The organism is Pseudomonas sp. NDM (assembly GCF_003105095.1).
In the GTDB taxonomy this organism is placed as follows: Bacteria; Pseudomonadota; Gammaproteobacteria; order Pseudomonadales; family Pseudomonadaceae; genus Aquipseudomonas; species Aquipseudomonas moraviensis_A.
Genome location: NZ_QETJ01000030.1, coordinates 28725 through 42604, shown reverse-complemented (window position 1 = coordinate 42604; position 13880 = coordinate 28725). Strand labels below are relative to the sequence as shown.

The 13880-nt window shown below is 59.2% G+C and carries 15 protein-coding genes; 13 read left to right on the top strand and 2 right to left on the bottom strand.

Going from position 1 to position 13880, the window contains the following annotated elements; genetic code table 11:
* Positions 1 to 147 precede the first annotated feature (147 nt).
* Positions 148 to 1812 (bottom strand): electron transfer flavoprotein-ubiquinone oxidoreductase, encoded by a 1665-nt coding sequence (locus tag DCO47_RS09695; protein WP_064361479.1) that lies wholly within the window; start codon positions 1810 to 1812, stop codon positions 148 to 150.
* A gap of 549 nt (positions 1813 to 2361) precedes the next feature.
* Here DCO47_RS09695 and DCO47_RS09690 point away from each other — a divergent pair.
* The 10 genes from DCO47_RS09690 to DCO47_RS09645 all read left to right on the top strand — a co-directional run bounded on the left by DCO47_RS09690 (position 2362) and on the right by DCO47_RS09645 (position 11792).
* Positions 2362 to 3111, top strand: a complete 750-nt coding sequence (locus tag DCO47_RS09690; protein ID WP_007908338.1) for an electron transfer flavoprotein subunit beta/FixA family protein — start codon at positions 2362 to 2364, stop codon at positions 3109 to 3111.
* A 2-nt stretch (positions 3112 to 3113) separates the two neighbouring features.
* Positions 3114 to 4043 carry an electron transfer flavoprotein subunit alpha/FixB family protein gene (locus tag DCO47_RS09685; RefSeq protein ID WP_042610727.1) on the top strand — a complete coding sequence of 310 codons (930 nt, stop codon included), beginning with the start codon at positions 3114 to 3116 and terminating at the stop codon, positions 4041 to 4043.
* A gap of 81 nt (positions 4044 to 4124) precedes the next feature.
* Complete coding sequence (locus tag DCO47_RS09680) at positions 4125 to 4946, top strand: ABC transporter substrate-binding protein (RefSeq protein WP_116658001.1); 822 nt, start codon at positions 4125 to 4127, stop codon at positions 4944 to 4946.
* A 9-nt stretch (positions 4947 to 4955) separates the two neighbouring features.
* A complete protein-coding gene (locus DCO47_RS09675) occupies positions 4956 to 5318 on the top strand; it encodes a DUF4398 domain-containing protein (RefSeq protein ID WP_172667940.1) in 363 nt (120 codons plus the stop codon).
* Positions 5315 to 6127 carry an OmpA family protein gene (locus tag DCO47_RS09670; RefSeq protein WP_064361482.1) on the top strand — a complete coding sequence of 271 codons (813 nt, stop codon included), beginning with the start codon at positions 5315 to 5317 and terminating at the stop codon, positions 6125 to 6127. The genes DCO47_RS09675 and DCO47_RS09670 overlap by 4 nt, the downstream gene beginning before the upstream one ends.
* A 201-nt stretch (positions 6128 to 6328) precedes the next feature.
* Positions 6329 to 7768, top strand: coding sequence for a PLP-dependent aminotransferase family protein (locus DCO47_RS09665; protein ID WP_024013893.1), 1440 nt, complete (start codon positions 6329 to 6331; stop codon positions 7766 to 7768).
* Positions 7769 to 7846: 78 nt separating this feature from the next.
* On the top strand, positions 7847 to 8320 hold the full coding sequence (locus tag DCO47_RS09660; protein ID WP_116658000.1) for a translation initiation factor 2: 474 nt from the start codon (positions 7847 to 7849) through the stop codon (positions 8318 to 8320).
* 163 nt (positions 8321 to 8483) lie between these two features.
* On the top strand, positions 8484 to 8738 hold the full coding sequence (locus tag DCO47_RS09655; RefSeq protein ID WP_083352231.1) for a YkgJ family cysteine cluster protein: 255 nt from the start codon (positions 8484 to 8486) through the stop codon (positions 8736 to 8738).
* 40 nt (positions 8739 to 8778) lie between these two features.
* Complete coding sequence (locus tag DCO47_RS09650; RefSeq protein ID WP_042610733.1) at positions 8779 to 9384, top strand: START domain-containing protein; 606 nt, start codon at positions 8779 to 8781, stop codon at positions 9382 to 9384.
* A gap of 314 nt (positions 9385 to 9698) precedes the next feature.
* Positions 9699 to 11792, top strand: a complete 2094-nt coding sequence (locus DCO47_RS09645; protein WP_116657999.1) for an LTA synthase family protein — start codon at positions 9699 to 9701, stop codon at positions 11790 to 11792.
* Positions 11793 to 11864: 72 nt separating this feature from the next.
* Here the strand turns inward: DCO47_RS09645 and DCO47_RS09640 are convergent, their stop codons facing one another.
* On the bottom strand, positions 11865 to 12017 hold the full coding sequence (locus tag DCO47_RS09640) for a DUF3309 family protein (protein ID WP_003183939.1): 153 nt from the start codon (positions 12015 to 12017) through the stop codon (positions 11865 to 11867).
* 331 nt (positions 12018 to 12348) lie between these two features.
* On the opposite strand from DCO47_RS09640, the gene DCO47_RS09635 reads away from it, so the two are divergent.
* From DCO47_RS09635 to csrA, 3 genes are all read left to right on the top strand, one after another.
* Entirely contained in the window at positions 12349 to 13164 is an 816-nt protein-coding gene (locus DCO47_RS09635; protein WP_116657998.1) for an SDR family oxidoreductase, read from the top strand.
* Positions 13165 to 13228: 64 nt separating this feature from the next.
* Positions 13229 to 13561, top strand: coding sequence for a YnfA family protein (locus tag DCO47_RS09630; RefSeq protein ID WP_042607961.1), 333 nt, complete (start codon positions 13229 to 13231; stop codon positions 13559 to 13561).
* 133 nt (positions 13562 to 13694) lie between these two features.
* On the top strand, positions 13695 to 13880 hold the full coding sequence (gene csrA, locus DCO47_RS09625; RefSeq protein WP_024013891.1) for a carbon storage regulator CsrA: 186 nt from the start codon (positions 13695 to 13697) through the stop codon (positions 13878 to 13880).

Below are 13880 nucleotides of genomic sequence, written 5' to 3'. Positions count from 1 at the left end.
GATAGCGGTGTATCAGTTGACGATGATGCTGACTGAAGCACCGCTATCGCGAGCAGGCTCACTCCTACATTGGTTCGGCGGTGTTGCAGGAATTTTGGGCAACAAAAAGGCCCCCATTTCGGGAGCCTTGTTGTTCAGCGCGTCGACTTACATGTTCGGATAAGTCGGGCCGCCGGCACCTTCCGGCGCCACCCAGGTGATGTTCTGCGCAGGGTCCTTGATGTCACAGGTCTTGCAGTGCACGCAGTTCTGGGCGTTGATCTGGAAGCGCTTCTCGCCGTCTTCCTTGGTGATCACTTCGTATACGCCGGCCGGGCAGTAGCGCTGCGCCGGTTCGTCGTACAGCGGCAGGTTCTTGCTGATCGGGATGCTCGGGTCGGTCAGCTTCAAGTGGCACGGCTGTTCTTCTTCGTGGTTGGTACCGGAGATGAACACCGAGCTGAGTTTGTCGAAACTCAGTTTGCCGTCGGGTTTCGGATAGTCGATCTTCTTGCAGTCGGCCGCGAGCTTGAGGCAGGCGTAATCCGGCTTGGTGTCGCGCAGGGTGAACGGCAGTTTGCCGCCGAAGATGTTCTGGTCCAGCCAGTTGAAGCCGCCGCCGATGATCGCGCCGTACTTGTGAATCGCCGCGCCGAAGTTGCGGCTGGCGAACAGTTCTTCGTGCAGCCAGCTGTTCTTGAACGCGTCGACATAAGTCGTCAGTTCGACCGTGCAATCCTGCTCGGCGAACAGCGCATCTGCCACCGATTCAGCCGCGAGCATGCCGGACTTCATCGCGGTGTGGCTGCCTTTGATCTTGGCGAAGTTCAGGGTGCCGAGGTCGCAACCGATCAGCGCGCCGCCCTTGAAGACCATTTTCGGCAGCGAGTTCAGGCCGCCCTTGGCGATGGCGCGGGCGCCGTAGCTGACGCGCTTGCCGCCTTCCAGGTATTGCTTGAGCACCGGGTGATGCTTGAGGCGCTGGAATTCGTCGAATGGCGACAGGTAAGTGTTGCTGTAGGACAGGTCGACGATCAGACCGACCACTACCTGATTGTTTTCCAGGTGATAGAGGAACGAGCCGCCGGTGTTCTCGGTGCCCATGATGTCCAGCGGCCAGCCGGCGGTGTGCACCACCAGGCCTGGCTGATGCTTGGCCGGGTCGATTTCCCAGATTTCCTTCAGACCGATGCCGTAATGCTGAACGTCCGCATCGCTGTCGAGGTTGTAGCGCTTGATCAGTTGCTTGCCGATGTGGCCACGGCAGCCTTCGGCGAACAGCGTGTATTTGCCACGCAATTCCATGCCCGGGGTGTACAGGCCTTCTTTCGGATGGCCTTCGCGATCGACGCCCAGATCACCGGTGATGATCCCGCGCACCACGCCGTTTTCATCAATCAGCGCTTCCTGAGCGGCGAAGCCCGGGTAGATTTCCACACCGAGGTTTTCGGCCTGTTGAGCCAGCCAGCGGCACAGGTTGCCGAGGGAGATAATGTAGTTGCCTTCGTTGTGCATGGTCTTGGGCACAAAGAAGTCGGGGATCTTCTGCGCGCTGTCGGCGTTTTTCAGCACGAAAATGTCATCGCGCGTGACTGGCGTGTTCAGCGGTGCGCCGAGTGCTTTCCAGTCCGGGAACAGTTCGTTCAGTGCGCGCGGTTCGAACACCGCACCGGAGAGGATGTGCGCGCCGACTTCGGAGCCTTTTTCGACCACGCAGACGCTGATTTCCTTACCGGCGTCAGCGGCCTTCTGCTTCAAGCGGCAGGCGGCGGACAGACCAGCGGGGCCGGCACCGACGATGACGACGTCGAATTCCATGTATTCGCGTTCCACAGGCTATCTCCTACTCAAGGCTCAACAGTTTTTTTTCTGATTTGGAGGTTTGATGTCGCTTCCGTATTGCCTTTACGTTAACGTCAAAGGGAATATTGGCGAATCTACCTTTCTCTCTAGGCGGCGCATTATATCTACACCACTCCTAGCGTCCAATACAAACGTTTGTTTGAATCGCCTCCAGCCCTGATAAATCAAAGAAGCGCGGCTTATGACAGGGCATTTTGGCGTATTGACCAGAATGGGCGTTCCGGTCAAGATACGGGCGGTTTTGCGCTCGCCGTAGGCAGACTGGCGGTTTCAAGAGCACCTCTAAAGACAGGGCACAGGCAGTAGACGGTGATGCGCAGCGCAAGTCCGGCGCGCAGTTTACACAGCGTGGGAATGAATGACCCGGCAGTCACCCCTGACGAACGGTCATCACCCTCGCCAAGTGAATCACCTCACATTCAAGCCGGCGTTTTTAGAGGTGCCCTTGTCGCCCGATGAGCATCATCCGCCAGGTTCGCCTAGGCGACTTTCTTTTCACCGGAGAGTAACGAGGAATCCATGAAGGTTCTTGTAGCTGTCAAACGCGTTGTGGATTACAACGTCAAGGTCCGCGTCAAGGCGGACAATTCCGGCGTCGACCTCGCCAACGTCAAGATGTCGATGAACCCATTCTGCGAGATCGCCGTGGAAGAAGCCGTTCGCCTGAAAGAGAAGGGCGTTGCGACTGAAATCGTCGTCGTCTCGATCGGCCCGACCACCGCTCAGGAGCAGCTGCGTACCGCACTGGCTCTGGGTGCCGACCGCGCGATCCTCGTCGAATCCGCTGAAGACCTGACTTCGCTGGCCGTGGCCAAGCTGCTCAAGGCCGTCGTCGACAAGGAACAGCCTCAGCTGGTGATCCTTGGCAAACAGGCGATCGACAGCGACAACAACCAGACCGGTCAGATGCTCGCTGCACTGAGCGGCTACGGTCAGGGCACGTTCGCTTCGAAAGTCGAAGTCTCCGGCGACAGCGTTGCCGTGACCCGCGAGATCGACGGCGGCGCGCAGACCGTTTCGCTGAAACTGCCGGCCATCGTCACCACCGATCTGCGTTTGAACGAGCCGCGCTATGCGTCTCTGCCAAACATCATGAAAGCCAAGAAGAAGCCTCTCGAAGTGCTGACTCCGGACGCTTTGGGCGTTTCCACCGCCTCCACCAACAAGACTCTGAAAGTCGAAGCGCCGGCAGCACGCAGCGCAGGCATCAAGGTCAAGTCGGTGGCTGAACTGGTCGAGAAACTGAAAAACGAAGCGAAGGTAATCTAAAAATGACTATCTTGGTAATCGCTGAACACGACAACAAAGTGCTGGCCCCGGCCACACTGAACACCGTGGCCGCCGCTGCCAAAATCGGCGGCGACATCCACGTTCTGGTGGCAGGTCAGGGCGCTGGCCCGGTCGCCGAAGCCGCGGCGAAAATCGCTGGCGTGAGCAAAGTCCTCAACGCTGACAACGCCGCCTATGCGCATCAGCTGCCGGAAAACATCGCGCCGCTGGTAGCCGAACTCGGCGCTGGCTACAGCCACATCCTGGCTGCCGCGACCTCCAACGGCAAAAACATCCTGCCGCGCGTTGCTGCTGCGCTGGACGTTGACCAGATCTCCGAGATCATCTCGGTCGAAAGCGCTGACACCTTCAAGCGTCCGATCTATGCCGGTAACGCCATCGCTACCGTGCAATCGACTGCTGCGATCAAAGTGATCACCGTGCGTGCCACCGGTTTCGACCCGGTTGCCGCTGAAGGTGGTTCGGCTGCCGTTGAAGCGGTTGGGGCTGCCCACGACGCCGGTACGTCGAGCTTCGTCAGCGAAGAGCTGGCCAAGTCCGATCGTCCTGAGCTGACCGCTGCGAAGATCGTCGTTTCCGGCGGTCGCGGCATGCAGAATGGCGACAACTTCAAACACCTGTACGCTCTGGCCGACAAGCTCGGCGCAGCTGTTGGCGCTTCCCGCGCCGCGGTCGACGCAGGTTTCGTACCGAACGACATGCAGGTCGGTCAGACCGGCAAGATCGTTGCGCCGCAGCTGTACATCGCCGTCGGTATCTCCGGCGCGATCCAGCATCTGGCCGGTATGAAAGACTCCAAAGTGATCGTTGCGATCAACAAGGACGAAGAAGCGCCGATCTTCCAGGTGGCCGATTACGGTCTGGTGGCTGATCTGTTCGAAGCAGTACCTGAGCTGGAGAAGCTGGTCTAATCCGGCGGCTTCACTTATAAAGAGCCCGGCCTGTTGGTCGGGCTTTTTTTTGTCTCGGATTTGAGTGGGGAACGGTTTGCCATGGATCTGCGCTGCGGATGGTTGTTGGGATTGATGCTGTTGCCAGGTCTGGCCACGGCCGCTGGCAAGTGCGAGCGCCTGGTCGTCACCGGTAGCCCGGATGCGCCGCCGTACCTGTGGCAGGACCCGCAAAACCCCAAGCGCTTGATCGGTGCCAGTGCCGATCTGTTGCAGCAAGTGGCCAAGGACCTCGGCATCAAAGTCGACCTGCTGTATGCCGGTAAACGCTCGCAAGCGCTCGACGAAGTGCGCAGCGGGCGCATGGACATGCTCGCCGACGCACCGCTGACCGTGAATGAGCTGGAAAACCTCGACTACATTCATCCGCCACTGCTGGAAAACGACTATCTGGTGTGGACGCGCAAAGGCTCGACGCTGACCTATGCCGAGGCGGTCGATCTGAAAGGCCATACCGGCGCGGTGTCGGAAAAGTCTCGGATGACCCAGGCATTCGGCACTTTCGCCGAACAGAATCTGACTCTGACGCGGACAGCCAACCTTACCCAGGCCCTACAGAAACTTCTGCTGGGCGAGGTGGAATATGTCCTCGCCGGACGTTACTCAGGCCTGGCCGCCGCGCAGACATTGGGCATGACCAGCGATCTGTTGGCGTTCGAGCAACCCATTGATCGTCCGGGGCTGTTCCTCGCGGTTTCCCATAACTCGGCCTGCAACGATCCGTGGTTGCGCGGACAGCTCGCCAAAAAGATGACAGAATTGCCCGCGTCCGGACTGACGGAAGCCGCGCTGCAACGCAACATCGAGCGCTGGAAGGCGCAACAGCAACAGCCGCCACAACCTGTCAGTGCCCCAAAACAGTAGGGATTCTTAGTGAGTATTCGACCTCTTTTCGCGGCTGTGGCCGTTCTGGCCCTGGCCGGGTGCGCAACCGATCCGGCACCCAGTGAACAAATGCGTTTGACCGAACAGGCCATCGTGCAGGCCAAGGCAGTCGGCGCCACCGCTGACGAAGTGCCGGAAATGCAACTGGCCGAAACCAAGTACAACCGCGCCAAAGGCAACATGGCGGACGAGTCCTATCGCAATGCGCGCATGCGTGCCGAGCAGGCCGAACTGGATGCACGTCTGGCCGAAGCCAAGGTGCTGACGAAAAAAAGCGAAGAGCAACTCAATGTGCTCAATACCCGCATTGTCCGCCTGCGCAAGCAGCTGCAACTGGGGGAAGCGCAATGAGCCTCAGATCCAACGCTATTGGCATTCTGCTGCTCGCCGGGTGCGCGAGCCTTTACGGCTGCGCCGGCCAGCACAGCGAGGCGGCGCTGCAACAGGCCGGGGCTGATTTCCAGAAGGTCAAGGAAGATTCCAACGTGCTGCGGATTGCGCCGAAAGACGTGATCCGCGCCGGTGAATCCCTGGCCCGCGCCGATCGTCTGTCGACTTATTGGGGCAGCGGCGCTGACGTTGTGCATTACGCCTACCTGAGCCAGCGCTACAGCGAAATCGCTCGCGAGCACACCAACCAGGCACTCAACGAGGAGCAGGCGGCCAGGCTCGAACTGGAGCGGCAGCGCCTGCAACTGGCCCTGCGCGAGTCGAAACTGCTCAGCGTGCAGCAGCAAGGCAAGTGGCTGGAGGAACAGATCGTGGCGCTGGCCACCACGCAGACCGATCGTGGTCTGGTGATGACTCTCGGTGATGTGTTGTTCGACACCGGCGAAGCGGAACTGAAAAACTCCGCCAACCGTGTCGTGTTGAAGATCGTTCAGTTCCTGCAACTGAACCCCAAGCGCGTGGTGCGCATCGAGGGCTATACCGACAGCACGGGCGGCAAGCAGGAAAACCTCAAACTGTCCCGCGACCGCGCGCAATCGGTGGCTGACGTGCTGGTCGATCTGGGTGTCGATGAAAAACGCATTCAGGTCGAAGGGTACGGCGACCAGTTCCCGGTCGACGCCAACGCTTCCGAGCGCGGCAGGGCACAGAACCGCCGGGTGGAAATTGTTTTCTCCGACGAAAAAGGCCAGCTCGGCGCCGCCCGCTGAGGGTTGCGTCTCTGGGAAGCCCGGCCTGTCATGCAGTGCTGGGCTTTTTTACGTCTGTCGATTGCCGCGCAAAACCGTACAGATGGGGCAGACACCGCACTGTACGGTCGAGTAATCTGGCAACTGTCCCAGTACACTTCTAAACTGTTCCGGTATTGTTTCACACAAGAATAAAACGCCCGTGAAATCGAGTGCTGCGTCATGACCAATCTCTTGCTCTACCAACGTATTGCTCAGCAACTGGCCGAGGACATCCGCCGTGGTGTCTATCAACCCGGCGAGCGCGTGCCTTCGGTGCGCAAGATGAGTTCGCAGCTCAATGTCAGCCACGCGACGGTGTTGCAGGCGTATGCCAACCTCGAAGACCAGGGCCTGATCCGCGCGCGTCCGCAATCGGGTTATTACGTGCACCAGACCCCCGCGCTGACCGCGCCGACCCCGGACATCGCTCGGGTCGAGCGGCCGGGGCTGGTCACGCGCAGCAGCATCATTCAACAGGTGCTGGTCGAGTCCCGCCGCGAAGGTGTGTTTCCCCTGGGTGCTGCGGTACCGAGTGTCGATTATTTACCGGTGCGGGCACTGCATCAGCAGCTCGCCAAGGTCACCCGATTCCACAGTCCGCGGGCGTTCAGCTACATGTTCAGCCCCGGTTTCGAACCGCTGCGCCGGCAGGTCGCGATCCGCATGCGTGACGCCGGCGTGGTGGTCGATCCGTCGGAAGTGGTGATCACCCACGGCTGTGTCGATGCCCTGCAGATGTCATTGCGCGTGCTGACCCGGCCGGGCGATCTGATCGCTGCGGAATCACCCACCTATTACGGCCTGCTGCAACTGGCTGATCTGCTCGGCCTGAAAGTCATCGAAATCCCCAGTGATCCCGCCACCGGCATGAGCCTGGAAGCCTTGCAACTGGCCGCCAACCAATGGTCGATCAAGGCACTGGTGCTGACCACGCGATTGAGTAATCCGCTCGGCGGAACCATGCCGGAAGAGCGGCAGAAACAGTTGCTGCGCCTGGCCTCGGATTTCGACATTCAGATTGTCGAAGACGATATCTACGGCGAACTGATGTTCGAGCAAGGCCGCACCAAAGCGCTGAAAGCCTATGACCGGCTGGATCGGGTGATCTACTGCTCGAGCTTCTCCAAAACCTTGTCGCCAGGTGTGCGCATCGGCTGGATGATCGCTGGCAAGTACCAGCAGGAAATCCAGCGACTGCAAACCTTCAGCACCCATTCGGCGTGCAGCGTTACGCAAATGGCGATCGCCGCCTATCTGGAAAACGGCGGTTATGACCGGCATTTACGGTACATCCGCCAGGAATACCGAAAAAACCTCAGCGCGTTCCAGCTGGCGGTGCAGCAGCACTTCCCCGAGGGCACGCAAATGTCCCGGCCCACCGGCGGTTTCATCCTCTGGGTGAGCTTGCCGGGACGGGTCAACACCCAGGAATTGCATGTCCGCGCGCTGCAACAAGGCATCAGCATCGCGCCGGGGCTGATCTTCAGTAACACCGAGCAGTTCAACCACTGTATCCGCCTCAATTGCGGCATTCCGTGGAATCGCGAGGCAGAGCGGGCACTGATGACGCTGGGTCTGCTGGCGACGCAACTGTGTCAGGAAACCGCTGGCGGTTTCTGAACGAGGGGGCAGGTGATGCTTGTCATGTGACGCACAACAGGCGAGCATGTGGCCCTCTGCCGTTAGTTCGTTGGGTCCATGAAAGCCATTGTTCCTGCCTCGTGGGTATTGTTGGGTTGGCTGATGATCGGTCAGGCGCCGGGGGTCATGGCGGCCGCAGCCCAGGAAAAACCGGCAGCGACGAGTACGACGAACAAAACCGTGAAAACCGCGGCTCCAGCAAAAAAAGCCCAGGCCAAAAAAAACGCCACAGTGAAGAAGCGCCGCCCGGTTGCCTCGAAATCGAAATCCGCCAGCGAAGTGGCGAAGACCAAATTGCCGCCGGCAAAACTCGATCTCAGCCTGCCCAAGGATATGGTTGAAGAGTTGAAGCCCAAGGGCACGGTGGAGCTGCCCAAGCGCGAGGCGATCCTGCCGCAGATGTTCGGTGAGAAGGACGCCGGTTTCCAGCTCAACGGCCGCTTGCTCAGCAACGAAATGCAGTTGCAACTGCGCAATGAAGCGCGACGCGATGTGGAAGGCGCCGCGCTGGATTTTGAATTCAAACAATAGAACGGGTCATCTCTGATGCGCAGACCAGACGCTTCGTCGGAGACTGCCCGGTCACTTTTACTTATCGTTGAAAACCCGCTTCCAGCAATTTGAAACAGCCGTTTTAGCGGTTACTCTGTTCCCCGTCTCTTTACACATCGCCCGTCCCGAGGATCTGTACGTCATGAAATGCCGCGAAGGCTGTGGCGCTTGCTGCATTGCCCCCTCCATCAGTTCACCGATCCCCGGCATGCCCCAAGGCAAGCCCGCCGGCGAACGTTGCGTGCAACTGTCGGTCGATAACCTGTGCAGCATTTTCGGCCGTCCGGAACGTCCGCCTGTGTGCTCGGGTTTCGCTGCGGATGTCGAGGTCTGCGGCAGCAGCTCGGAAGAAGCGATCAGATTGATCGGCTGGTGGGAGCAGATCACGGCGGCGTGATGTGTTCACCAACGGAACTTCAACAATAAGGAATAACACTATGGGTTCGCTTCATCGTATCGCTGTGTTGTGTGGTCTGACTGCCGTACTTGCTACTTCGGTCGCCCAGGCGGAAGACTGGAAAGTCGCCAAGAACGAAGACGGTATCAAGGTTTCCCTGAGTGAAATACCCGGTTCGGACTACAAGTCCTATCAGGGCGTCGCGCTGATGAAGACCACCATCGCCAAACTGCGCGCCTTGCAGGAAGACGTCTCCGGCGCCTGCGCCTGGATTCACGAGTGCAAGAGCCAGAAACTGCTCAAGCATGAAGGCGATCTGAGCTGGACCTATTCGCAATTCAATACACCATGGCCGGTGACCCCGCGTGATTCGGTGTTGAAGATCACCACTGTTGAAGGTGCCGATGGCAGCCTGACGCGGAATCTGGAAGGCGTGCCGACCTATCTGCCGGAAGAAAAAGGCTTCGTACGGGTTCAGCAAGTCAAAGGCTTCTGGAAGTTCGTGCCTAAAGGCGATCAGGTCGAAGTGACCTATCAAGTACACACCGAGCCAGGTGGCAGCGTACCGGCGATGGTTGCCAACAAGTTCGTCGTCGATGCGCCATTCAATACGCTGAAAGCGCTGAAAGAACGCGCCGAGAAATAATCTTCGCGCTCTAAGCAAAACGCCCCGACCGGTTCGGGGCGTTTTGTTTTGTCTCTAAATTGTATTTCCAGATATGCGTTGCACGAAATTTTCACAAAGCCTTCAAGACAATTCGCCCGCACTTAATGCCTGCAACAGCGCTGTCAGCCCTTTGAATGAAAGTCTCGAAGAGCAGGGCAGTAATCAATGGCAATGGTGTGAACGATCGTGCAACATTTGCGCACCGCGCACGCCCCGGGGTCTGGAATGACCAATAGAGGGCCTGGCGCCGCTGTATTTTTGCAACTTCAACTTCCAATGGGTCCTAAAACGACATGGCAAACCCGGACGCCCTGAATCAGCAGCGATCTTCTGCTCGCCTGCTGCAACCGACCGTCAAATCGCATCTGGCCTACACGCTGCTGTGCGCACTGGTCATGATGGTCATGTTTTCCGCGCTGCGCCTCGCGCTGCTGGTCTACAACCGCGAGATGATCCTCGACACCCCGGCCGCGACCTTCCTCGAAGCGTTCGTCAACGGTCTGCGTTTCGACCTGCGCCTGGTGGTGTACCTGTGCATTCCGCTGGTGCTGGCGCTGTTCAGCGCCCGGGCCATGGCCGCGCGCGGCTTCTTTCGCCTGTGGCTGACCATCGCCTCGAGCATCGCGCTGTTCCTCGGCCTGATGGAGATGGACTTCTACCGCGAGTTTCACCAGCGCCTCAACGGTCTGGTGTTCCAATATGTGAGAGAAGATCCGAAAACCGTGATGAGCATGCTCTGGTACGGTTTCCCGGTGGTGCGCTACCTGCTGGCGTGGGTCATCGGCACGGTCATTCTGACCTTGGCATTCAAAGGCGCCGACCGCGCCACCCGCCCGCGTGGGCCGTTCAGCGGCGGCAGCGTCAGCTCCCGTCAGGTTGCGCCGTGGTACACCCGCCTGGCGGTGTTTGTGGTCTGCCTGCTGATCTGCGTGGTTGCCGCCCGTGGCACCCTGCGTCAAGGCCCGCCAATGCGCTGGGGTGACGTGTACACCACTGATTCCAACTTCGCCAACCAGCTCGGTCTCAATGCCACGCTGTCGCTGATCGAGGCCGCCAAGTCGCGCATGGGCGAAGATCGCGACAACATCTGGAAAGCCACGCTGCCGCAGGAACAGGCGCAGAAAATCGTGCGTGACATGCTGCTGATGCCTGACGACAAACTGGTCGACGCCGATATTGCCGCCGTGCGCCGTGATTACATGCCGCCAGCCGACAAGACCCTGCCGATCAAGAACGTTGTCGTGATCCTGATGGAAAGCATGGCCGGTCACTCGGTTGGCGCCCTGGGTGCTCCGGGCAACATCACCCCTTACCTGGACAAGCTGTCCAAGGAAGGCCTGCTGTTCGACCGTTTCTTCTCCAACGGTACGCACACCCACCAGGGCATGTTTGCGACCATGGCCTGCTTCCCGAACCTGCCCGGCTTCGAATACCTGATGCAGACCCCGGAAGGCAGCCACAAGCTGTCCGGCCTGCCGCAGGTGCTCAGTGCCCGCGACTACGACGACGTGTACGTCTACAACGGCGACTTCGCCTGGGACAACCAGTCGGGCTTCTTCAGCAACCAGGGCATGACCAACTTCGTTGGCCGTAACGATTTCGTCAATCCGGTGTTCTCCGATCCGACCTGGGGCGTGTCCGACCAGGACATGTTCGATCGTGGCCTGCAGGAGCTCAAGGCGCGGGAAAACGGCAAGCCGTTCTACGCCCTGCTGCAAACCCTGTCCAACCACACGCCGTACGCCTTGCCGACACCGTTGCCGGTCGAGCGCGTGACTGACCGTGGCAGCCTCAACGAACACCTGACCGCCATGCGTTACTCCGACTGGGCGCTCGGCCAGTTCTTCGAGAAGGCGCGCAAAGAGAAGTACTTCAACGAAACCCTGTTCGTCATCGTCGGCGACCACGGCTTCGGCAACGAGCGCCAGATCACTGAAATGGACCTGGGCCGCTTCAACGTGCCGATGCTGATGATCGCCCCGGGCATTCAGCAGAAGTTCGGTGCCCGTGACCATACCGTGGGCACGCAGATCGACATCGTGCCGACCATCATGGGCCGTCTAGGTGGTGAAGTGCGTCACCAGTGCTGGGGCCGTGACCTGCTCAACCTGCCGCAGGGCGACACCGGTTTCGGTGTGATCAAGCCATCGGGCAGCGAGCAGACCACCGCCATCGTCACCGCTGACCAGATTCTGGTGCTGCCGCGCGACAAGGACATGGGCCCGAAAATCTGGCAATACCAGCTCGGTGCCACTCCGCACGCCGAAGTTGTGCCAAATGCGCCGCGTACTGCCGAACTCAAACTCAAACTCGAGGCGTTCCTGCAAACCGCGACCAAAAGCCTGCTCGATAACACCGCCGGTGTGATTCACGGCAAGCCGGATTGATGACTCGTTGAAGTCCACGCAATAAAAAAGAGGCCCTTGAAAAAGGGCCTCTTTTTTTACAGCTTCAAATCGTCATATCTTGCCGAGTAACAACAGCACCAGCAGCACGACCAACACCACGCCGATAATGCCCGACGGGCCATAACCCCAACTTCTGGAGTGCGGGAAGACCGGCAGACCACCGATCAGCAACAGGATCAGGATGATGATTAGAATTGTGCCCATGGGTGATTTCCTTGTTCAGAGTCTGGAAGAGTCTTGACGCTCAGTGGGCAGCTGGATAGCAACTAAATTCCAGCCGGCTTACATGTTCCGACTTGCGCGAATGAAAAAAAATTCAATGTTTTTTTAATGTATTTGGATTGCTCTGTTATTTCCTTTCCAGCGAAAAGAACGCAGCCTCGTTGCAATCGTCAGCTCCTACAGGATTGGATGGCGAAGTTGGCGGGGGCAGCAATCTTTTGATCCTCCATTCAGCAACTGGATGGAGCGTGGGCGGACGCAGTTCCTTCGCTACACTCGGCGCATCTCTCCCGGAACAACAAGGCTGTCCGCTATGCAAAATCGCATGATGATCACTGGTGCAGGCTCCGGCCTGGGTCGCGAAATCGCGCTGCGCTGGGCCCGTGAAGGCTGGCGGCTGGCCTTGTCCGATGTCAGTGAACCCGGCCTGCAGGAGACCCTCAAACGGGTGCGCGAGGCGGGCGGCGACGGTTTCATCCAGCGCTGCGATGTGCGTGATTACAGCCAGCTGACCGCATTCGCCCAAGCCTGTGAAGAGAAGTTCGGCGGCATCGACATCATCGTCAACAATGCCGGGGTCGCCTCGGGTGGGTTCTTCAGCGAACTGTCCCTGGAAGACTGGGACTGGCAAATCGCGATCAACCTGATGGGCGTGGTCAAAGGCTGCAAGGCGTTCCTGCCGCTGCTGGAACAGAGCAAGGGCAAGATCATCAACATCGCCTCCATGGCCGCGCTGATGCAAGGTCCGGCGATGAGCAACTACAACGTCGCCAAGGCGGGTGTGGTGGCATTGTCGGAAAGCCTGCTGATCGAACTGGCGCAGCAGGAAGTGGCGGTGCACGTGGTCTGCCCATCGTTCTTCCAGACCAACTTGCTCGATTCCTTCCGCGGCCCGACCCCGGCAATGAAAGCGCAGGTCGGCAAGTTGCTGGAAAGTTCGCCGATCAGTGCAGCCGATATTGCGGAATACATCTATCAGCAAGTCGCCGCTGGCGAGTTCATGATTCTGCCCCACGAACAAGGGCGCATGGCCTGGGCGCTGAAACAGAAAAATCCGCAACTGCTCTACAACGAGATGACTTCGATGGCGGAGAAAATGCGCGCCAAGGCCCGACAAAACAACGCGTGATCTTGTTCGTTGCCCGCCGCGTGGTTAGGGTGGCCGCCATGGTCACCCTGTCGAGACGCATTCCATGCTTAATTACCTGTGGTTCTTCCTGGCGGCGCTGTTTGAAATCGCCGGGTGTTTTGCTTTCTATTTGTGGCTGCGCCAGGGCAAAAGTGCGTTGTGGGTGATTCCCGCGTTACTTAGCCTGACCCTGTTCGCACTGTTGCTCACCCGTGTTGAAGCGGCCTACGCCGGGCGCGCCTATGCCGCGTACGGCGGGATCTACATCGTCGCTTCGATCGGCTGGCTCGCGGTCGTCGAACGGGTGCGCCCGCTGGGCTCGGACTGGATCGGCATGGCGCTGTGCGTGGTCGGTGCGAGTGTCATTCTGTTGGGGCCGCGCTTTTCCGCCGCCTGATACCTTTGTGCGAAGCGTCTGACGGCTGCGGGCGTGGAAGGCTGTAGGGCAAGACTGATTTGCTCGTCATGCATTGTGGAGCCGCTGTAAGCCGCGCATCTTCAGGGTTTGCCAGTCCTGAAGGATGAATCCCATGCTTGTACTCAGCCGTGTGGTCGGTGAGTTGATTTCAATCGGTGACGACATCACCCTGCGTGTTCTGTCGGTGAATGGCTCCAGCGTGCGCTTCGGCGTCGAGGCGCCGAAGAAAGTCCATGTGCACCGCGCCGAGGTCTATGACCGGATCAAGCGCAAGGAGGCTGCCGCGAAGGCTGGCTGA

What these genes read in the sequence shown, in the direction of transcription:
- DCO47_RS09655 (WP_083352231.1), top strand. Translation starts at nt 8,484, where the DNA reads ATGAAATGCCGCGAAGGCTGTGGCGCTTGCTGCATTGCCCCCTCCATC.
- DCO47_RS09685 (WP_042610727.1), top strand. Translation starts at nt 3,114, where the DNA reads ATGACTATCTTGGTAATCGCTGAACACGACAACAAAGTGCTGGCCCCG.
- DCO47_RS09660 (WP_116658000.1), top strand. Translation starts at nt 7,847, where the DNA reads ATGAAAGCCATTGTTCCTGCCTCGTGGGTATTGTTGGGTTGGCTGATG.
- DCO47_RS09650 (WP_042610733.1), top strand. Translation starts at nt 8,779, where the DNA reads ATGGGTTCGCTTCATCGTATCGCTGTGTTGTGTGGTCTGACTGCCGTA.
- DCO47_RS09645 (WP_116657999.1), top strand. Translation starts at nt 9,699, where the DNA reads ATGGCAAACCCGGACGCCCTGAATCAGCAGCGATCTTCTGCTCGCCTG.
- DCO47_RS09680 (WP_116658001.1), top strand. Translation starts at nt 4,125, where the DNA reads ATGGATCTGCGCTGCGGATGGTTGTTGGGATTGATGCTGTTGCCAGGT.
- DCO47_RS09665 (WP_024013893.1), top strand. Translation starts at nt 6,329, where the DNA reads ATGACCAATCTCTTGCTCTACCAACGTATTGCTCAGCAACTGGCCGAG.
- DCO47_RS09635 (WP_116657998.1), top strand. Translation starts at nt 12,349, where the DNA reads ATGCAAAATCGCATGATGATCACTGGTGCAGGCTCCGGCCTGGGTCGC.
- DCO47_RS09630 (WP_042607961.1), top strand. Translation starts at nt 13,229, where the DNA reads ATGCTTAATTACCTGTGGTTCTTCCTGGCGGCGCTGTTTGAAATCGCC.
- DCO47_RS09640 (WP_003183939.1), bottom strand. Translation starts at nt 12,017, where the DNA reads ATGGGCACAATTCTAATCATCATCCTGATCCTGTTGCTGATCGGTGGT.
- DCO47_RS09670 (WP_064361482.1), top strand. Translation starts at nt 5,315, where the DNA reads ATGAGCCTCAGATCCAACGCTATTGGCATTCTGCTGCTCGCCGGGTGC.
- DCO47_RS09690 (WP_007908338.1), top strand. Translation starts at nt 2,362, where the DNA reads ATGAAGGTTCTTGTAGCTGTCAAACGCGTTGTGGATTACAACGTCAAG.
- csrA (WP_024013891.1), top strand. Translation starts at nt 13,695, where the DNA reads ATGCTTGTACTCAGCCGTGTGGTCGGTGAGTTGATTTCAATCGGTGAC.